Below are 18,527 nucleotides of genomic sequence, written 5' to 3' on the forward strand. Positions count from 1 at the left end.
GAGGAATCTCAATTACGCGAATGCCGCAGCGCCTGCGCCAGTTCTCCCCGAGTGAAGGGCTTACGCAATAACGCCACATCTGGCAGCGCCGGATTATGCGCCGGACGTAAATCCTGGCCGCTAATCAGCAGGATGTTCAGTTGTGGATAATGTGCCAGCGCATGATTAACCACATCCACACCGCTTAAACCACCGGGCAGCATTAAGTCGCTGATAAAAATATCAATCTCGGATGAAGCCGCCAGCATATGCATAGCCTGTTCGCCGTTGGCGGCCTCTAACGTCAGGTAGCCCAGCAGGTGTAATTGCTCACATAACGTCTGGCGCACATCGGCTTCATCTTCGAGAACCAGCACCAGTTTTTCACCGCGAGTCGGGGTGTGCTGTGCGATTGTCTCCACCGGTGTCTGCACCGGCACAACCGCGCGAGGAAGCTGCAATCTGACCGTCGTTCCCTGCCCAGGGGCGCTTTCAATCTCCACGCGGCCACCGGACTGGCGCACAAAACCGTAGACCATAGACAGCCCCAGCCCGCTGCCGCTGCCGGTCTGTTTGGTGGTGAAAAACGGCTCGAAGACCTGAGCTTTCACCTCCTGCGACATCCCGCTTCCCTGGTCGGCAACTTCCAGCATCACCATATCCTGCTTACGCCCATCGCTGCGCGTGACCCGCTGATTCCAGGTACGGATTTTAATCGTGCCCGCCTGCCCGTCCATAGCGTCACGGGCATTCATCACCAGATTAATAATGGCGTTCTCCAGTTGGCTGACATCAATCCACGCGGGCCAGGCGGGAGACTGGGCTTCAATCTCCAGCGTCAACGTAGCCGGAAGAGAGTGGCGCATCAGTTCGCCCAAATTTTCCAGCAGCGTTTTCAGCTCCACCGCATGGGGATGCAACGACTGTTTGCGCGAAAAGGCCAGCAGCCGCTGGGTAAGGAGCGCCCCGCGCTCGGCGGCTTTTAGCGCCCGATTGACCCGTGGCGCATCGGGAGAGTCTGGGTTCACCAGATCCAGGCTGCCAATAATGACTGCCAGCAGGTTATTGAAATCGTGCGCTAATCCGCCTGTCAGTTGCCCTACCGCCTTCAGTTTCTGACTGTGCAACAGCGCTTCCTCCAGCCCCTGGCGCTCGGTGCGGTCGATTTCCATCTGGCTGGTTTTTTCTTTTAGCAGTCGGGTGGTGTGCTCCAGCGATGCCGTATTACGGGCGAAGACGCTAAAGGCGCGGGCCAGCTCGCCCAGCTCATCGCGCCGCTGCAGGGCCGGGACGCTAACGTCCGATTCACCATGCGCCAGTCGGGTCATCGCCCGCGAAATGGCCGTCAGGTTAGAACCGAGGTTACGGTAGATATACCAGCCGGCAAAACCGGTGATCACCACCGCCAACAGCGCAAACACCAAAATAAACAACGCGCCAGATTGCAGTTCCTGATGGCTTTGCGCCACCCGCTGTTCGGAGATCAGCGCCACCTGCGAAGCATACCGGTTGATATCGCTGTTGAGGATCGCCACCAGCGCTTTGATATGAAACATATACCAGTTGATCGCCAAATCGCTCTGCTCAAGCGCGGAAGAGAGCGGCTCCAGCTTATGCAACTCCTGGTTGAAGTCGGTGAGGATGTTGGTAATCAGCGGATTGCTATTTTGCACAGGCAGCGCGGGCATCACGCCGTCCAGTTGTTTCACCACCGAACGCGGCGTGGGTGTTTCAATGGCGGCAACAATTAAGCGGTCTATCTGCCCCAGCAGCACGTCATCCTGCGCGCCGGTCAGCTTTTGCAGATGACGTAAATAACTTTGATTCTGATACAGCGAACTGAGCAGGGCGTTACGTTCCAGATGTCGCCGTTGCCCGCGCTGCAGCATACCTTCCACGCTGCTTTGTAGCTCCTGGCTGCGCTGGATAATACGCTCGACCAGCGCCGGCTCCTGCTGCGCCAACGGCGCGGTGGCCAACTGTTCCAGCGAATGCTTCAGCGCCCGTTGCGTCTCCTGCAGCCGCTCCGCTTCACCTTTGTATTCCAGCGCGCCGACCACCTGCGACAGCCGCACCGCCGCCGTCGCCACGTTCGCCGTATCCCGCGCCAGGTTCATGCTGCCGGTCATGTCGTCAACGGTTTGCTGCTGCACCTGTTCCTGGATTTGACTGGCATGCTGAAACCCCAGCACCGCCACACCGCTTACCATCAGCGTGACCGTCACCACCAGCAGATTGAAGAACAGCAATCGTCCGCGCGCACTGGCGAAAAAGTGACGTCCTGGTTGCGGCATATCACGCTCCGTGAAGAAAAATCGCAATATGACAAATATGAACGGCTTCTGACATTTTGCATTTACATTCCTGTGATGGACTGCTGATATCGGCCACCCCACAGGAGATCCGCTATGAGCAGGACACCGGTTCTGGAGATGCGCAACATTGCCAAAGCGTTTGGTAAATTTTACGCGCTGAAAGGGGTCGATTTAACGGTCTGGCCGGGTGAGATTCATGCCCTGATGGGTGAGAACGGCGCGGGGAAAAGCACCCTGATGAAGATCCTCGCGGGCGCGTATACCGCCACCAGCGGTGAGATCCTGATCGACGGTCAGCCGTTTCACATTCGCGGGCCAAAAGACGCGCTCAGCGCAGGCATCACGCTGATTTACCAGGAGATGCAGCTCGCGCCGAACCTGACGGTGGCGGAAAATATCTTTCTTGGCAGCGAGCTGTCGCGCGGCGGTCTGGTCCAGCGTAAAGAGATGGTGATGCAGTCGCAGAAAGTCATCGACCGACTCGGCGCCCAGTTTAAGGCCAGCGATCGCGTGATGACGTTGACCATCGCCGAACAGCAGCAGGTGGAAATCGCCCGCGCCCTGCACCGTAACAGCCGCATTCTGGTGATGGATGAACCCACAGCCGCCCTTTCCTCACGTGAAACCCACCGCTTGTTTGAACTGATCATGCGCCTGCGCGATGAGGGGATGGCGATTATCTACATTAGCCACCGCATGGCGGAGGTGTATGAACTCTCGGACCGCGTCAGCGTCCTGCGCGACGGGCAATATGTAGGCAGCCTGACCCGAGACAAACTCAACGCCTCTGAGCTGGTGCGCATGATGGTGGGCCGACCGTTAAGCGATTTGTTCAACAAAGAGCGCGATATTCCCTTAGGTAAAGCGCGCCTCAACGTCCACCACCTGACCGACGGCCATAAAGTCCAGCCGTGCAGTTTGCTGGTGCGCTCCGGGGAGATCGTCGGCCTTGCCGGGTTAGTCGGCGCCGGGCGTTCTGAACTGGCTCAGTTGATTTTTGGCGTGCGTAAAGCCATCGGCGGCATGATTGAAGTAGACGGTGAACCGGTGGTGATCCACTCCCCTCGCGAGGCAATTGACCACGGCATTGGCTTTCTGACGGAAAACCGCAAAGAGCAGGGATTGTTTTTAGAGCTGGCGGCAGCAGAGAACATCACCATGGCGACGCTGGAACGTGACGCCAACTGGGGCATGCTCGATCGCAAAAAGGCGCAGGCTATTTCCGATGACGCCATCCAATTGCTCAACATCCGCGTTCCGCACGCCCAGGTACGCGCGGGCGGGCTGTCCGGCGGTAATCAGCAAAAGCTGCTGATTTCACGCTGGGTCGCGATCGGCCCACGCATTTTGATCCTCGATGAACCCACGCGCGGCGTAGACGTTGGCGCCAAAAGCGAGATCTACCGGATCATGAACGACATGGCGCGCAAAGGCGTGGCGATCCTGATGATCTCCAGCGAATTGCCGGAAGTTGTCGGTATGAGCGATCGCGTGTACGTCATGCGGGAAGGCAGCATTGCCGGTGAGCTGAACGGGCAAAGTATTACCCAAGAAAATATTATGACGCTGGCAACCGGCGTGAACGACTCCCATCATCAGGCGGTGTCCCATGAATAATCCAACCACTCCCCAGCAGGTGGCGAAATCCGCCTCCGCGAAAAAATTGCTGATGAGCGATCTGATGCAAACGGTCGGCATCTTGCCGATTCTCATCCTGATAGTGGCGGTATTTGGCTTTATCGCGCCAAACTTTTTTACCGAAAGCAACCTGTTGAATATAACCCGCCAGGCGTCGATCAACATCGTGCTGGCGGCAGGCATGACCTTCATTATTTTGACCGGCGGGATCGACCTCTCGGTTGGCTCGATTCTCGGCACCACCGCCGTCGCGGCTATGGTCGTTTCGCTGATCCCTGAATTTGCCATGCTGTCGATTCCGGCGGCGCTGATGCTCGGTCTGGTGCTGGGGTTGTTTAACGGCGCGCTGGTTGCTTTTGCCGGACTGCCACCGTTTATCGTCACGCTTGGAACGTATACGGCGCTGCGCGGCGCGGCCTATCTGCTGGCCGACGGCACGACGGTGATCAATTCCAATATCAGCTTTGAGTGGATCGGTAACAACTATCTTGGTCCGGTTCCGTGGCTAGTGGTCATTGCGCTGGCGGTGGTGGTGATGTGCTGGTTCATTCTTAGGCGCACCACACTCGGCGTTCATATTTATGCGGTCGGCGGCAATATGCAGGCCGCTCGTTTAACCGGTATCAAAGTGTGGCTGGTGCTGCTGTTCGTCTACGGCATGAGCGGTGTGCTCTCAGGTCTTGGCGGGGTGATGAGCGCCTCACGGCTATACAGCGCCAACGGTAACTTAGGCATGGGTTACGAGCTGGACGCCATCGCGGCGGTGATCCTGGGCGGTACCAGCTTTGTTGGGGGGATCGGTACCATCACCGGCACGCTGGTAGGGGCGTTGATTATCGCCACGCTCAATAACGGCATGACGCTGATGGGCGTCTCCTATTTCTGGCAACTGGTGATCAAAGGGGCGGTGATCATCATAGCGGTACTGATCGACAAATACCGTACCCGACACCATCAAAGTGCATAACAACAACATCTTACTTCGAGGAATACAGCATGAGATTGAAGCCCTTAGTCACCGCGCTCTGTGCTGGCGCACTGCTTGCTGCAGCTCCGTTTGTGCAGGCAAAAGAACTGAAATCGATCGGCGTTACGGTGGGCGATCTGGCCAACCCGTTCTTCGTGCAGATCACCAAAGGCGCGGAGCTGGAAGCACGCAAACTGGCGGGTGATAGCGTTAAAGTGACGCTGGTTTCCAGCGGCTACGATCTGGGACAACAGGTGTCGCAAATCGACAACTTTATTGCCGCTAAGGTCGACATGATTATCCTTAACGCCGCCGACTCCAAAGGCATCGGCCCAGCGGTAAAACGCGCGAAAGACGCAGGGATTGTGGTGGTTGCCGTTGACGTAGCGGCGGAAGGCGCAGATGCGACCATTACCTCCGATAACACCCAGGCGGGTGAAATGGCCTGTAAATACATTACCGACCGTCTGAAAGGGAAAGGCAACGTCGTCATTATCAACGGGCCGCCGGTTTCCGCCGTCCAGAACCGCGTCGAAGGCTGCCAGACCGAGTTTAAACGCCACCCGGATATCAAGGTGCTGTCGTATAACCAAAACGCCAAAGGCAGTCGCGAAGGCGGACTGGAGATCATGACCGCGCTGCTGGCGGCGAATCCGAAGATCGACGGCGTATTCGCCATTAACGATCCTACGGCGATCGGTGCCGATCTGGCGGCAAAACAGGCACAACGTAGCGAATTCTTTATTGTCGGCGTAGACGGATCGCCAGACGCTGAAGAAGCGTTGAAGCGGGAAAACTCACTATTTGTGGCGACGCCTGCACAAGATCCGCAGGTGATGGCTGCCAAAGCGGTCGAAATCGGCTATGACATATTGCAGGGGAAACCCGCCCCGAAAGAGCCCGTACTGATCCCGGTGACGATGATCGATAAAAACAACGTCGGCAGCTATAAGGGTTGGACGGTGAAATAACCCCTTAACCGACTGATGCTCTCCTGCCGCAAAGAGAGTAAAAGAAGTATGAGCGCCCGTCAGGGCGCTTACCTCATAAAAACTGAGAGTAATAAATATCCATTTCCCGCTCTATCTTTTGACTCACTATCAAAGAATAAATCATAATTGCCGTATAAATAACCAGAATGCCGATAACTAAAGGAGTAAACGTATACCAGGGATGATTATTGAACATTTCCGTTGGCACGAGACTTACAAACCCTATACCCCATAAAATAATTGCGCAAACAATTATGATTTTCCAATAATTCCCGAAATCGAGCTTACCAAGTGCAGGCCAACATCCTGGATATTTAGCAGCTATTATTCCGGTTTGAATCGTGCCTGCGGATGCACTGGCGAATAACTGATGTCCTTGACCATATTTTGCAGCATCCGCAGCCAACGCCAATACAACCCAACGCTGAACCTCTGTGCTTTGCCCAGTAACGGCTTCCAGTTCATATCGACTATCGGCCAAAATGTTCACTTTTGCGTTTTCCACCCCACTAAACATTACTAATTTTGACTGTTTATCCAGTGAGTTGAACCACATCTTTTTAATTTTACTCACATCCACTTGCTGAGCAGATAAATATGCACTTACGATTTCATCAAGATAATATGGAGTACTGTCCATCATACGCAATAAATATAAAGGCGTGTCTTTATCTTCAAGCAATTTTGCATTGGTAAAAATAAAGGCATTAGCACTTTCGAAAAAATCAGAATTATTTTTATTGTGCAATTCAACTGTAATAACCAAGTTGTTTTCAGAAATATTTAGGCCAATCCAATCATTGATTAAAGAATAATCCGGACAATCATGAAGAATATTAACGTCTCCGACCTTATTGCTGGAGATGCCCAGACTTGCGAGTACCGCCCTGAAACTATTGCCGATAGTGTCATCCGCACCCTTAACATACAACCAGGTATTAAACGGACGATACTCTTTGACAAGAGAATTCTTGAGTGGTTCTATCAACCGTCTTAGCACTTTATCAACTCTGGCGTCATCCATTGAATCAACTTCGATATCAATTCGTAACGGCGTTGCAGAACCTGCTGGCGCTTCCCCTTCTAGTTTCTGAATTTTTAATGCCAGTTCAGGCACCGGGAGAATTGATGAATAGTCTAAAAGAGGCAATGCCTGTATTGCCCAGTTTTTCCACTTATACATACCATACTGCTCAAGGTAACCCGCATAATAAAACGGAAAAGATATTATACCGTGAATGATTATCACCACACACCAGATTACTAACACTATTAGAGAAGGGATTACTATTGCATTCCATGTCAAATTATCAGCAACTTTCTTTTCCTGAAGCCAGTTTAATATATGGTACATCATACATAACAAGAATATAGCACAGCTAATAACCAGCATAATATTTAGCGGGAATTTTCCTGGGTCTTGATAGGGATTCTTGTTTGGTATCTTCCATTTACTCATTTGCTTGTCCCCGCCATTGGCAGTGTGGTTTTTATTGCACAACCGCATGCAGCCCTACACCCATCCACAACAACGCCTCTACCGTCCATTGTCCAGGTTGGTTCAAAATCAAGTATGGGAAAGGTCCCTTTATGCGCAACACAAAGAACAGTATCCCCCATTAAAGCGACAGGAATTCCCATAAACTTGCTACCAGAAGCTTTGTTCACATACCCACCGTTTTCCAGCGGGTCATTTAGCCTGATTACACCTTTCATATTATTTCCCCGCATCCAGGTCACAGCGCATCTGGGTCCATCCCTTATAGCCCACCACCTCCGGTTCTTTGTCGGGCAGGTTTTGATAATTTGCCTTATAACCCTCCGTTAAATGGGCTAAAGCAGCTTTCATAAAAACGACCGTCCCCCAGGCCGCACCTGGAGATTCAGGTCTCATATGAGCATCTACATACTTACCCTTGGATTTATGTTTGCCTGGCCTGTAGAGATAATACGTGTCATCAAAGAACTTATAATCTATACCCGGACCGCCGGGTTTTAGACGCGGATCGTCAAAAGGGTATGAACTCATATACAAATGATTCTGCGAAGTGGTAATAAATGCCTGATTATTGACCACCACCACTCTTTTTATTTCTTTTCCTTCCGGTCTGTCGACCATATTCCCCTCTGAATTTCTCTCTTGCCCCTGAAATGGGGACATATAAGATGCGACCTGCCATGTTTGCCCATAGTCTTTAGATATTTTATATGCCCCAGGTTCCCATTCAGGCACCAGAACATACTGTTCTGAAGGATGAATATATTCTCCCGTAAATATCATGTATATTGGGTTGCTATAAATTGACTTATGAATATTTCTTTTTATATCATGATAAACAACATATCCTTCACAATCATATCCGATCAGTTCCAGATAACGATTATCATCAAACCGATAAATAATCTGTGAGGGTGATTTTGTACAGGCAGAGACGGCGCATAGCGAGATTGCTCCGATTATTATTTTTAACATACTACTCATTTTCATTATTTGTCCTTAAACGTTAAGCGACTCAGGCATATCCCATTGCAGATTATTTTCCCGCATCCAGGTCACAGCGCATCCGGGTCCATCCCTTATAGCCCACCACCTCTGGTTCTTTGTCGGGCAGGTTTTGATAATTTGCCTTATAACCCTCCGTTAAATGGGCTAAAGCAGTTTTCATAAAAACGACTGTCCCCCAGGCTCGTCCAGGAAACTTAGGACTGGTATGACCGTCCACATACTCGCCATTGGATTTATGTTTGCCTGGTTTATAGAGATAATACGTGTCATCAAAGTATTTATAATCTATACCCGGCCCGCCGGGTTTTAGACGCGGATCGTCAAAAGGGTATGAACTCATATACAAATGATTCTGCGAAGTGGTAATAAATGCCTGATTATTAACCACCACCACTCTTTTGATTTCTTTTCCCTCCGGTCTGTCGACCACATTCCCCTCTGAATTTCTCTCTTGCCCCTGAAATGGAGACATATAAGATGCCACCTCCCATGTTTGCCCATAGTCTTTGGATATTGTGTATGCCCCCGGCTCCCACTCAGGAATAAATATATATTTATCGGAAGGATGAATATATTCACCTGTAAAAATCCTGAAGGAAGCAAATATGCCATCATAGATCTCTTTATGTATGCTTCTTTTATTGTCATGATACCAAAGTGCGCCATCACAATTGAAGCCTTTCAATTCCAGATAGCGGTTATCATCATAGCGATAAATAATCTGCGAGGGTGATTTTGTACAGGCAGAGACGGCGCATAGCGAGATTGCTCCGATTATTATTTTTAACGAACTTCTCAGTTTCATCATTTATCCTTAAACGTTAAGCGACTCAGGCATATCCCATTGCACATTATTTTCCCGCATCCAGGTCACAGCGCATACGGGTCCATCCCTTATAGCCCACCACCTCCGGTTCTTTGTCGGGCAGGTTTTGATAATTCGATTTTTCTGACTCAACAAGATTATTCAGTCCTTTTTTCATAAAAATAACCGTACCCCACGCATACCCTGGAGATTCAGGTCTGATGTGGGCATCCACATACTCGCCATTGGATTTATGCTTGCCTGGCCTGTAGAGATAATACGTGTCATCAAAGAATTTATAATCTATACCCGGCCCGCCGGGTTTTAGACGCGGATCGTCAAAAGGGTATGAACTCATATACAAATGATTCTGCGAAGTGGTAATAAATGCCTGATTATTGACCACCACCACTCTTTTGATTTCTTTTCCTTCCGGATAATCACGCATTACCCCATCTGAGTTTCTTTCCAGCGCCGGGAAAGAAGCCATATAGGTTGCGACCCGCCATGTTTGACCATAGTCTTTGGATATCAGATAAGCCGTTGGTTCCCAGTCTGGAATGAATATATATTTATCGGATGGGTGGATATAGGCCCCGGTGAAAACCCTGAAGGAAGCAAATCTACCATCAATTAACTCTTTGTGAATATTTCGTGTGGTATCATGATACCAAAGTGCGCCATCACAATTGAATCCTTTCAATTCCAGATAGCGGTTATTATCATAGCGATAAATAATCTGCGAGGGCACTTTTGCCTCAACGGTCAGCGTCATCGTTGTGAGGATTAAGGCCAGTAAACTTAGCATCAATTTATTTTTCATAAAATGTCCTTATACGTTAAGCGGCTCAGGCATGTCCCATTGCAGATTGGAAATCTCCGTATTGTATATTTCATTATGTCTTGCCGGTTTAACTATTGTTGAATGACAGTATTCATTAACCACACCAAACATCCCTTTGGGTAAAATATCATCCGGTCTATTCATAAACTGCTTTGTATATAAATTATTTAATATACCAGTATTATAATAATCTACAGTACTTGGTAGACCATTTTTCTTCATACGCCAGTCCCCACGGCGAAGTAGTTTTACCCAGAACTCACCATTTTCGTAATCAAATGCCCTGCATATCCCCACCGCCAGATCGAAGGCCATTGCTTTCGCTGGGGCATCTTTTGACATTACAATAGAGGAATGCTGGCTGTAACCAACAGGGTCTGAGTGCATCCATTCTTTTTTCAGTTCATCCGCCGTTTTTTCATAAATCAGCTGTACGGTTTTATTGTATCCCCCTCCAAGGACAGCGCCTTTGGTATAACGCTTACCATATTTATTGCTGAACATTGTGAGTTCTGCTGGTGTTAATTCCCGACCTGGCTGTAAAAAATCGAAACCTGCGCCGCTGAGATTTTTAATATCTGTCTCAGTACGGGAAATAGTAGTGGCTTTTGCAGAAAATGAGATGACCTGATCGGGAGAATCAGGCTCTAACGAATATTTATACTTGCTCTCTACCCCCTGTAGTTGATGCTTAAAAGTAACGGGAAGTTGTTCACCATTAATCACAACATCGGAAAACGTATATTGTTTAGTAAAACCCGTATCCTGATTAAAACTTCCCTTTTTTAACGTCGGCATTTCAAAAGGCACGCTTTGGGGGCTACAACCTATATCGGGGCCATTTTCGCAGAAAACACGCTGGCGCAAATTCTCTATGCCACTCGCAATGTCGTGAGGTATGCCTCGCCAGCCAAAACCCTGCACGTTAAGTAATGAGACAACACTGTCATTGGGGCAAAAATAGTTATACACCTTGCCGAAGTTATTGCGGGTATAGAGCTTATTCTTGCGCCATTGAGAATGGGTTTTACTCAGACATGTTGCGCCTTCTATATCATCAATTTCCGCTCCGGTGTGGTATTCTCCTTTGCCATATTTATCGTTTGTCGCCATCAAATGACAGAAATTTTTAAACGTCTGCTGACGGGCGCGATCCGTCTGGTGATGTCCGGGGGTCGCACTCTCGGCAAACGTATTTTCAAGCGCATAGGGGGAGTGATTAAGAATAACGCAATCAACGGGGTCCGCCCCTGCTTCTTTAACCAGCATATTGGCAAGCATGGTAATGATCGTTCCCTGAGAGTGTGCAACGATATTAATAGGGTCGTTTTCAGTAGATTTATTATTTCGAATCATCAGGATTAAATCTGCCAGCCTCTGCGCGGCAAAAAACTGATAAATACGGTGAGGGTTATCATAAATAGGATGCGTAAAATCCCCACCATTCATATGAAATGAAGCAAATCCTGCAGCGCCATTCGTCAGGCCGCCGGAGCCCGGGCCTAACATATCCGGAATAGTGGTTGTCGCATTCGCAAAGGTACCACCGCCTTTGGCATACACATCGTCGAGAACATTACCGAAATTATCATTCTGATATTTCAACGTGGTTTGAGGAATGTGTCCTAACTTTGCCAGCTTCGTGGCGTCATCTTCCTGGTAGGCATTGTAAGGCAGCTTTGCGGCGCTGCCTGATTTAGCCAGCTCATCACGATAACGCCGCTGGTCCTCGATATACGTTGCATGATCAACAGGTTTATATCCCCAGTAAAATGGGATCACCGGACTGCGCCCAGGCATTTTCACCTGCTGCTGTTCGCCATCGCCCATATCCATTTTGAACTGGTGCCATTCATGCGGATACATATCCGTACGGCCCATACGTTCATTCAGGCCGGCAATGATCCCCTGCTCCTGATTTTGATACGCCTCGCCCACATCGTTAACACCATGAACAAGGATCACAATACAGGGCATAGGGTTTTTAACCGCCACTTCGCAGACTGCCATTTTTCCACCGGTGGATTTAGGCACGCCTTGTACCCCCGTCGCCACGACTCGCGGATTAAAGGGACTGTTACTCATTTGGCAAAATCTCCATTTTCATTTCATCCATTTCCGTCATATCCAGTAACGGCGTCATGCCTTCATCGTCGGTAACACCTTCAATGATTTCACCGGAGGCCTTAGTCAGTCTGAATTTTGTCTTTTTCAGAACATCGTCTGTATTCCCATAACCATGTAATTTAATGCGGCGGTGAAACTGGTCTTCCTGAAAAACGGGGGATTTATCTTTAACGGATTCCGGCCCACTCCAGTCAAGAGTGGTGCCTTTCAACTGCACTTTAGCGGGAGAGAATATTTTTACTGAGCCATCTTCATTTATTCGGATACCGCCACCCCCGCACAGCAACTGAATATTCTTTTTGGCGCTGATGGTCACATTGCCGTTCATACTTTGAATATGAAAATGCTGATCGGAAAGCAGGCCCATTTCACCACGCTGCGCCTGGACGGAAATATCATCTTTTGCGGCAATAATTTTGATCCCGATCGCTCTGCTGAAAAGCGATAAACCCTGTCCGACAGCCATGGAGAGTTTCTTAAAAACATTAAAACTGCCGTTATTGGCCGCATTCAGCGACAGATCTTTGTTTGCCGACAGCGCCATGGTTTCTGGTGTGAGCAGAGCCATACCTTGATCGGCATAGGCCACCAGCCCCGGCTGAGTCAACTGTTCAAGTGCGCCGTTAAGCTGCTGCTGTTGCCCCATTTCGACGTTTAACGCTTGCGCCGTCAGGGCGCTCTGCTGAAGAGAGGTTGCCAGTACAAGCGCAGCCTGTAGCTGTTGAACAACTGCGTTCATATCGAGCTGCTTGCCCTGGGCTTTTGGCTGCGCCTCTGTCGTCAGCAATATTCCCTTTGCGGCTCTCAACACCCCCCGCTCATCGGTGCGCAGTTCTGCGCCTTCACCGCGCGGCTTACCACCAGCATCAACAAGGTGGCCCATGTTCAGCTGGGTTTTAGCGTATTCGGTACTTAACTTGACGTGTTCCTGTCCGCGTCGGTCCTCCATCCGCAGCTTATTGTGGCCCGCAGTACGGATTACGTTGCGGGTATTGTTACGGCTGGTGACGAGGTCAGGCTTTGGAGCATGATGCAGCGCATGGGCAATGAAAGGCCTTTCCGGATCACCACCTTCAAACGCAATGGCAACTTCCGCCCCCTGAATGAGCGGGAAGTGATGACCATAAGTATCACCGGCATAAATCCGTGCCAGACGGACGGGCATACTTTCATAGCCTTGCTTATGTTGGTCGAGGTCAAAATCAAACTTCACCCAATAGCGCCCCTGCACATCAATATGGGCATATTTGTCATTGTCTATTCGGGAGGAAACAATTGCGGGAACCGTACCCACGATACGCGGTCGGGGTAGTGGCTGCGGCCGAAAGCAAACGCGCTCACTGTAAGGAATACCGATCAGTTGGGATTGAAGGGCGGCATCACGCCTCCCCGTCACCCGCATTGCCGTTACCACAAATCCTGAAGTAAACGCTTGCGGAATAGTACCGTCGATTTCAAGCACCATACCTGGCGCGATCGACGGGCTGGTGGTCACCCCGCTTAAAGCAGATTGATTATTAAGAATAATTTCGTGATGCAGTTTGGCGTAGAACCAGCTGGATTCGCCCGGTTGTTCCTCTGTAAATTTCGATCCCGGCTGGTGGTGAATATCCGCATAACGATAATCCACTCCATACGTCGTCGATGTTTGTTCAGCCCCATCGGCATCAGCATTGAGTATTAGCGAGTTGGCAAGCCGGTAGTCAAAGTTCTTTGCTTTAACGGCTGCGGAGACAACGTTGTGCTTTGATACCAGCTTATCGATCGCGTAATCATTTGCTGTCAGACCCGCATGAGATGCATGCATAATCTTTTGATCGAAGATGTACCGGCTTTGGGAATCACTAAAGATAAGCACCATAATGTGCGAAACCGCATGATGATTTTCAATCCTGAACCAGATCCCAACTTCTGACAGGATGCGGCTGACAAACGCTAAATCTGATTCCTCCCACTGTACGATCATTTCCCGGTCAGGATAGGTACAAAGAAGCTTATCAAAGTCGATTTCATAATCAGCAAAAAAATGCTCTTTGAGGATCTGCGTTACCAGTTTCGGAACGTTAATATTCAGGTAAATAGCCGATCGCCTGCGTCGTGAGAGTAATGCAAGCTTATGCTCCAGCCTGATTTCGTACAGTGATTCATCCGCTGAAGTGCTAATAAGTGAACATGATGTAATAACCCCTTCTATTTGCCGCTCATTGATCCACATTGCAGAACCCTGAACATATTTACTCCATTTATTATTAGGGGCTCTAATTTGTAGCATAGCTTCAATATTAAGAAGAGATTCTGGAGGGATATCTTTACATTTTGAAGTGAATGTTATTTTATAACTATATGGTTTGCTTAGACTTTCCTTTCCGTCAATTGATTCAACATCAAGTACACCTAAATTTACCGACCCTCTGATGGTTAATAAGTATTTATTTATACTATCATCTGAAATCATACCTTCAAGATTATAGAAGCCAGAACCTTTTTTCATTATCGCATCCCTTGCAGAAAGACAGTAATACATAAAGAATAAAGTTTAATCAGCATACCAACAAGACTACTAAGAAGGTTATTTTTTACTAAAAAAATATTTTAAAACTAAACAAATAGTTATTAGCAAAGTACGTAGTACACTTATGATATATAAACGATAGGTTAACTAACGATATTTTATATTCAATAGCAGCAGATTTTAATAAGATTATTTATATTTTGTATTATTCATTTTTAATCGCGAGGCAACACGCCAGCGCTCACATCCCAATGACTGCAGAAAACTGAGATTCGACTAAAAAAACAAACATATTAAGATAATGATTTACAATAACATTTGTGAAAATGCTCTTTTTATTTATCATTTTATTGAATGAATCACATCACCACATAGAAAAACACAATAAAATATAACTATTCCCTATTCTGCTGTGAGGGAGAGGTAACCGGATTGTGTCCATTTTATCCATGGGAAAGCTTTTGATTTTCTCCCTCTTCTTTGAGAGAGGGCCGCATAAAGGTCATCTTATCAGCCACAGGAGAATCAATGAAACGCTCAGCAATAAACGAAATCCTTGGCCACACGCGCCAGTTTTTCTCTCAGCACGACGTGCATCTCCCCCCTTTCGCCAGTTTCCCGCCGACCCAATGGCGCAAGCTTGATCCCGCCGCCTGGAGCGAAGTTTTCGACCTTAAGCTCGGTTGGGATGTCACCGCGTTTGGCGGCAACAATTTCGCCGCGCAAGGGTTAACGCTGTTTACCCTGCGTAATGGCTCGCCGAAAGGAATGCCTTACGAGAAATGCTACGCCGAGAAAATCATGCATGTTCGCGATGCCCAGGTCACGCCGATGCATTTTCACTGGCGTAAACGCGAAGACATTATCAATCGCGGCGGCGGTAATTTAATTGTGGAACTGTGGAATGCGGGGCTCCGAGAACAAACGGAGGACAGCGACGTGAGCGTGGTGATTGACGGCTGTCGGCAAACCCATGCGGCAGGCAGTCAACTGCGCCTGACGCCGGGTGAAAGCATCTGCCTGCCGCCGGGCCTGTATCACAGCTTCTGGGCGGAAGAAGGTTTTGGCGACGTGCTGGTCGGCGAGGTTTCTTCTGTTAATGACGACGACCACGATAACCACTTTCTGCAACCGATCGCCCGCTATAACGACATTGAAGAAGACGAACCGGCGCAGCTGGTGCTGTGTAATGAGTATCGCCTGTTCCGCTAACCAAGGAGCGCATTATGCCGTTGATATCTCTCGCCGATGGCCTTGCCCATGCCCGCGAGCACCGCTATGCCTTAGGGGCGTTTAACGTTCTGGACTCACACTTCCTGCGCGCGCTGTTTGCCGCGGCAAAGCAGGAACGTTCGCCGTTTATCATCAACATCGCCGAGGTGCATTTTAAATATATCTCGTTGGATTCTCTGGTCGAAGCGGTCAAGTTCGAAGCCGCGCGGCATGACATTCCGGTAGTGCTGAACCTTGACCACGGCCTGCACTTTGAGTCGGTGGTTCGGGCACTGCGCTTAGGTTTCAGTTCAGTGATGTTTGATGGCTCCACGCTGGAGTATGAAGAAAATATTCGTCAAACCCGCGAAGTGGTGAAGATGTGTCACGCCGTCGGCGTATCGGTGGAAGCCGAACTGGGCGCGGTGGGAGGCGATGAGGGCGGCGCGTTGTATGGTCATGCCGACGAGTCGCTATTTACCGACCCGATGATGGCGCGTGATTTCGTCGACAGAACCGGGATTGACGCGCTGGCGGTCGCCATTGGTAATGCACACGGCAAATATAAAGGCGAACCGGTGCTCGACTTTCCACGTCTGGACGCCCTTCGCCAGCAGGCGGCGATCCCGCTGGTACTGCACGGCGGTTCCGGCATCAGCAACGACGATTTCAAGCGCGCAATTGAACTCGGCATTCACAAAATCAACTTCTATACCGGCATGTCGCAGGCGGCGCTGTCGGCAGTAGAGACAAGAATAGCGAATCGTCAGCCCCTGTACGACGAATTTGCCGAACTGCTGCTCGCCATCGAAGAGGCCATTACCGATACCGTTTCAGAACAGATGCGTATTTTTGGCAGCGCGGGACGGGTCTGATGGAACGCAGAGGCGTTATCGCCGCAGGCAACATGCTGGTCGATCATGTGCATCAAATTGTGCAGTGGCCGGAACGCGGCTGGCTGGCGGAAATCATCCGTAGCGAACGCGCCACGGGCGGTGCGCCGCTGAACGTGCTGCTGACGCTGGCGAAAATGCACACCGGACTGCCACTGCAGGCAGTGGGGTTAATCGGTCAGGATAGCGACGGCGACTACATCATGGCGATGCTGGAGCAGTATCATGTTAATCACCAACATGTGCAGCGCACGACTTTCGCCCCCACGTCGATGTCACAGGTGATGACCGATCCCAGCGGTCAGCGCACCTTTTTCCACTCGCCCGGCGCCAACCGGCTGCTGGATCTGCCCGCTTTTGAGCAACTGGATACCTCGATGAAAATCTTCCATCTTGGCTATCTGCTGCTGCTCGACAGTCTGGACATGCCGGATGAGGAGTACGGCACGCGTAGCGCACGGCTGCTGGCGCAAATGCGCGACAACGGCTTTGAAACATCACTGGATCTGGTTTCACGCAAGGGCGACCCGCGCTATCAGCCGTTGGTGATGCCAGCCCTGCGCCATCTCGACTATCTGGTAATTAACGAGCTGGAAGCCGGGGAATTCAGCGGGCTGGAGATCCGCCAGCCCAACGGGGAGCTGCATATTGCGCACATCGCCACCGCTGCGCGCGAACTGCTGAATGCGGGCGTTCGCCAGCGGGTGGTTATCCACTGTCCGGAAGGCGCCTGGGGTGAAGCGCCGGATCTGCCGGGCGTCTGGATCCCGTCACAGTATCTGGCGCAGGAGGAGATCGTTGGCAGCGTCGGGGCGGGAGATGCGTTTTGCGCCGGATTTTTGTATGGCTGTCATGAACGCTGGTCGCTGACGGACAGCGTCAGGCTGGCACACGCCTGCGCACGGGCCAGTTTGCTGTGCGCCAACGCGATAGACGGCGCGAAAACGTTGGCAGAGTTAAAAGCCGATATAGCGTCCTTGTAAGCCGGATAAGACGTTTACGCCGCCTTATCATGATGCTGAACGTCGGCGGCAAACACATAGCCCAGCCCGCGCAGGGTTTTGATCAGCATCGGCTGATGCGGGTTGTTCTCTATTTTTCGCCGTAACCGCATGATTAGCACGTCAATGGTGCGGTCAAACACCTCAACGCTGTCGCTGCGCGTCAGTTCCAGCAACTGTTCTCGGCTAAGTACCCGGCGGGCGTTTTGGGCCAGCGCCAGCAGCAGGCTGTATTCCCCCTGCGTCAACTCCACCTTCAGTTGCTGAGGATTATGTAACTGGCAACCGGCGGTATCGAGATGCCAACCGTTAAAAGAAAGCCCCGTGGTTTGCGGGCTGCCACTTTCTGCCGTTAACACGCCGACGCGTCTGAGTACCGCCTTTACCCGCGCCACCAGCACCCGCGCATTGAACGGTTTACCGATGTAGTCGTCAGCGCCCATTTCCAACCCGACAACCACATCCGACTCGCTGCCAAGCCCGGTCAGCATCACCACCGGTAATCCGGCTCTCATCTTTTGCACCTGCTGCAGCACCATCAGACCGTTAATATCAGGCAACATCATGTCCAGCAATACCAGAGCGATTTCCGGCTGAGTCTCAATGCAGCGCAGCGCCCCCTGCCCGGTGTGACATGCGGTCACTGCAAAGACGTGTTCGCTCAGCACATCCTGTAAAAGCGTGCAGACAGCGATGTCATCATCCACAACCAGTATGGCTGGCTTCATTGTTTTTC

General features: G+C 50.3%; 15 protein-coding genes. 6 read left to right on the forward strand and 9 right to left on the reverse strand.

From position 1 onward, the window contains the following. Window positions 1–8: 8 nt before the first annotated feature. Window positions 9–2,273, reverse strand: coding sequence for a hybrid sensor histidine kinase/response regulator (locus tag ABIE10_RS22065; protein ID WP_016155388.1), 2,265 nt, complete (start codon window positions 2,271–2,273; stop codon window positions 9–11). A gap of 114 nt (window positions 2,274–2,387) precedes the next feature. On the opposite strand from ABIE10_RS22065, the gene ABIE10_RS22070 reads away from it, so the two are divergent. From ABIE10_RS22070 to ABIE10_RS22080, 3 genes are read left to right on the forward strand one after another with little or no spacing between them, the layout of a single operon-like run. Then, window positions 2,388–3,911 (forward strand): sugar ABC transporter ATP-binding protein, encoded by a 1,524-nt coding sequence (locus tag ABIE10_RS22070; protein ID WP_016155468.1) that lies wholly within the window; start codon window positions 2,388–2,390, stop codon window positions 3,909–3,911. Further along, window positions 3,904–4,899, forward strand: coding sequence for an ABC transporter permease subunit (locus tag ABIE10_RS22075; protein ID WP_016155386.1), 996 nt, complete (start codon window positions 3,904–3,906; stop codon window positions 4,897–4,899). The genes ABIE10_RS22070 and ABIE10_RS22075 overlap by 8 nt, the downstream gene beginning before the upstream one ends. Before the next feature lie 29 nt (window positions 4,900–4,928). Further along, complete coding sequence (locus ABIE10_RS22080; RefSeq protein ID WP_019077849.1) at window positions 4,929–5,870, forward strand: ABC transporter substrate-binding protein; 942 nt, start codon at window positions 4,929–4,931, stop codon at window positions 5,868–5,870. A gap of 73 nt (window positions 5,871–5,943) precedes the next feature. Here the strand turns inward: ABIE10_RS22080 and ABIE10_RS22085 are convergent, their stop codons facing one another. The 7 genes from ABIE10_RS22085 to ABIE10_RS22115 are packed head-to-tail and all read right to left on the reverse strand — an operon-like array spanning window position 5,944 to window position 14,664. Continuing rightward, window positions 5,944–7,350 carry a hypothetical protein gene (locus ABIE10_RS22085; protein WP_429157067.1) on the reverse strand — a complete coding sequence of 469 codons (1,407 nt, stop codon included), beginning with the start codon at window positions 7,348–7,350 and terminating at the stop codon, window positions 5,944–5,946. Further along, window positions 7,347–7,607: a PAAR domain-containing protein gene (locus ABIE10_RS22090; protein ID WP_016155465.1), complete on the reverse strand. Its 261-nt coding sequence runs from the start codon at window positions 7,605–7,607 to the stop codon at window positions 7,347–7,349. The genes ABIE10_RS22085 and ABIE10_RS22090 overlap by 4 nt, the downstream gene beginning before the upstream one ends. A gap of 1 nt (window position 7,608) precedes the next feature. After that, complete coding sequence (locus ABIE10_RS22095; RefSeq protein WP_235117448.1) at window positions 7,609–8,379, reverse strand: T6SS immunity protein Tli3 family protein; 771 nt, start codon at window positions 8,377–8,379, stop codon at window positions 7,609–7,611. A 46-nt stretch (window positions 8,380–8,425) separates the two neighbouring features. Then, window positions 8,426–9,202, reverse strand: coding sequence for a T6SS immunity protein Tli3 family protein (locus ABIE10_RS22100; RefSeq protein ID WP_429157113.1), 777 nt, complete (start codon window positions 9,200–9,202; stop codon window positions 8,426–8,428). Window positions 9,203–9,248: 46 nt separating this feature from the next. Continuing rightward, the gene (locus ABIE10_RS22105; protein WP_407056505.1) at window positions 9,249–10,010 is read right to left on the reverse strand and encodes a T6SS immunity protein Tli3 family protein; all 762 of its coding nucleotides are present in this window, start codon (window positions 10,008–10,010) and stop codon (window positions 9,249–9,251) included. Window positions 10,011–10,034: 24 nt separating this feature from the next. Further along, window positions 10,035–12,131 (reverse strand): T6SS effector phospholipase Tle3 domain-containing protein, encoded by a 2,097-nt coding sequence (locus tag ABIE10_RS22110; RefSeq protein WP_137379677.1) that lies wholly within the window; start codon window positions 12,129–12,131, stop codon window positions 10,035–10,037. After that, a complete protein-coding gene (locus ABIE10_RS22115; RefSeq protein WP_235117450.1) occupies window positions 12,124–14,664 on the reverse strand; it encodes a type VI secretion system Vgr family protein in 2,541 nt (846 codons plus the stop codon). Before ABIE10_RS22115 ends, ABIE10_RS22110 begins: the two co-directional genes overlap by 8 nt. Window positions 14,665–15,213: 549 nt before the next feature. Between ABIE10_RS22115 and ABIE10_RS22120 the strand changes: the two genes are divergently transcribed. Genes ABIE10_RS22120 through ABIE10_RS22130 form a run of 3 tightly spaced genes read left to right on the forward strand, consistent with a single transcriptional unit; the run spans window position 15,214 to window position 17,773 of the window. Beyond that, the gene (locus ABIE10_RS22120) at window positions 15,214–15,897 is read left to right on the forward strand and encodes a D-lyxose/D-mannose family sugar isomerase (protein WP_080860334.1); all 684 of its coding nucleotides are present in this window, start codon (window positions 15,214–15,216) and stop codon (window positions 15,895–15,897) included. A 14-nt stretch (window positions 15,898–15,911) separates the two neighbouring features. Further along, on the forward strand, window positions 15,912–16,772 hold the full coding sequence (locus ABIE10_RS22125) for a ketose 1,6-bisphosphate aldolase (protein WP_016155383.1): 861 nt from the start codon (window positions 15,912–15,914) through the stop codon (window positions 16,770–16,772). Continuing rightward, window positions 16,769–17,773: a carbohydrate kinase family protein gene (locus ABIE10_RS22130; RefSeq protein ID WP_153689813.1), complete on the forward strand. Its 1,005-nt coding sequence runs from the start codon at window positions 16,769–16,771 to the stop codon at window positions 17,771–17,773. Before ABIE10_RS22125 ends, ABIE10_RS22130 begins: the two co-directional genes overlap by 4 nt. A gap of 14 nt (window positions 17,774–17,787) precedes the next feature. Here the strand turns inward: ABIE10_RS22130 and ABIE10_RS22135 are convergent, their stop codons facing one another. Beyond that, window positions 17,788–18,519, reverse strand: coding sequence for a response regulator (locus tag ABIE10_RS22135; RefSeq protein WP_429157070.1), 732 nt, complete (start codon window positions 18,517–18,519; stop codon window positions 17,788–17,790). Window positions 18,520–18,527: the final 8 nt, after the last annotated feature.

Origin of the sequence: Citrobacter sp. 506 (assembly GCF_050434985.1) — a bacterium.
GTDB classification, from domain to species: domain Bacteria; phylum Pseudomonadota; class Gammaproteobacteria; order Enterobacterales; family Enterobacteriaceae; genus Citrobacter; species Citrobacter braakii.

What these genes read in the sequence shown, in the direction of transcription:
- ABIE10_RS22075 (WP_016155386.1), top strand. Translation starts at nt 3,904, where the DNA reads ATGAATAATCCAACCACTCCCCAGCAGGTGGCGAAATCCGCCTCCGCG.
- ABIE10_RS22085 (WP_429157067.1), bottom strand. Translation starts at nt 7,350, where the DNA reads ATGAGTAAATGGAAGATACCAAACAAGAATCCCTATCAAGACCCAGGA.
- ABIE10_RS22090 (WP_016155465.1), bottom strand. Translation starts at nt 7,607, where the DNA reads ATGAAAGGTGTAATCAGGCTAAATGACCCGCTGGAAAACGGTGGGTAT.
- ABIE10_RS22115 (WP_235117450.1), bottom strand. Translation starts at nt 14,664, where the DNA reads ATGAAAAAAGGTTCTGGCTTCTATAATCTTGAAGGTATGATTTCAGAT.
- ABIE10_RS22095 (WP_235117448.1), bottom strand. Translation starts at nt 8,379, where the DNA reads ATGAAAATGAGTAGTATGTTAAAAATAATAATCGGAGCAATCTCGCTA.
- ABIE10_RS22080 (WP_019077849.1), top strand. Translation starts at nt 4,929, where the DNA reads ATGAGATTGAAGCCCTTAGTCACCGCGCTCTGTGCTGGCGCACTGCTT.
- ABIE10_RS22100 (WP_429157113.1), bottom strand. Translation starts at nt 9,202, where the DNA reads ATGAAACTGAGAAGTTCGTTAAAAATAATAATCGGAGCAATCTCGCTA.
- ABIE10_RS22065 (WP_016155388.1), bottom strand. Translation starts at nt 2,273, where the DNA reads ATGCCGCAACCAGGACGTCACTTTTTCGCCAGTGCGCGCGGACGATTG.
- ABIE10_RS22070 (WP_016155468.1), top strand. Translation starts at nt 2,388, where the DNA reads ATGAGCAGGACACCGGTTCTGGAGATGCGCAACATTGCCAAAGCGTTT.
- ABIE10_RS22120 (WP_080860334.1), top strand. Translation starts at nt 15,214, where the DNA reads ATGAAACGCTCAGCAATAAACGAAATCCTTGGCCACACGCGCCAGTTT.
- ABIE10_RS22125 (WP_016155383.1), top strand. Translation starts at nt 15,912, where the DNA reads ATGCCGTTGATATCTCTCGCCGATGGCCTTGCCCATGCCCGCGAGCAC.
- ABIE10_RS22110 (WP_137379677.1), bottom strand. Translation starts at nt 12,131, where the DNA reads ATGAGTAACAGTCCCTTTAATCCGCGAGTCGTGGCGACGGGGGTACAA.
- ABIE10_RS22105 (WP_407056505.1), bottom strand. Translation starts at nt 10,010, where the DNA reads ATGCTAAGTTTACTGGCCTTAATCCTCACAACGATGACGCTGACCGTT.
- ABIE10_RS22135 (WP_429157070.1), bottom strand. Translation starts at nt 18,519, where the DNA reads ATGAAGCCAGCCATACTGGTTGTGGATGATGACATCGCTGTCTGCACG.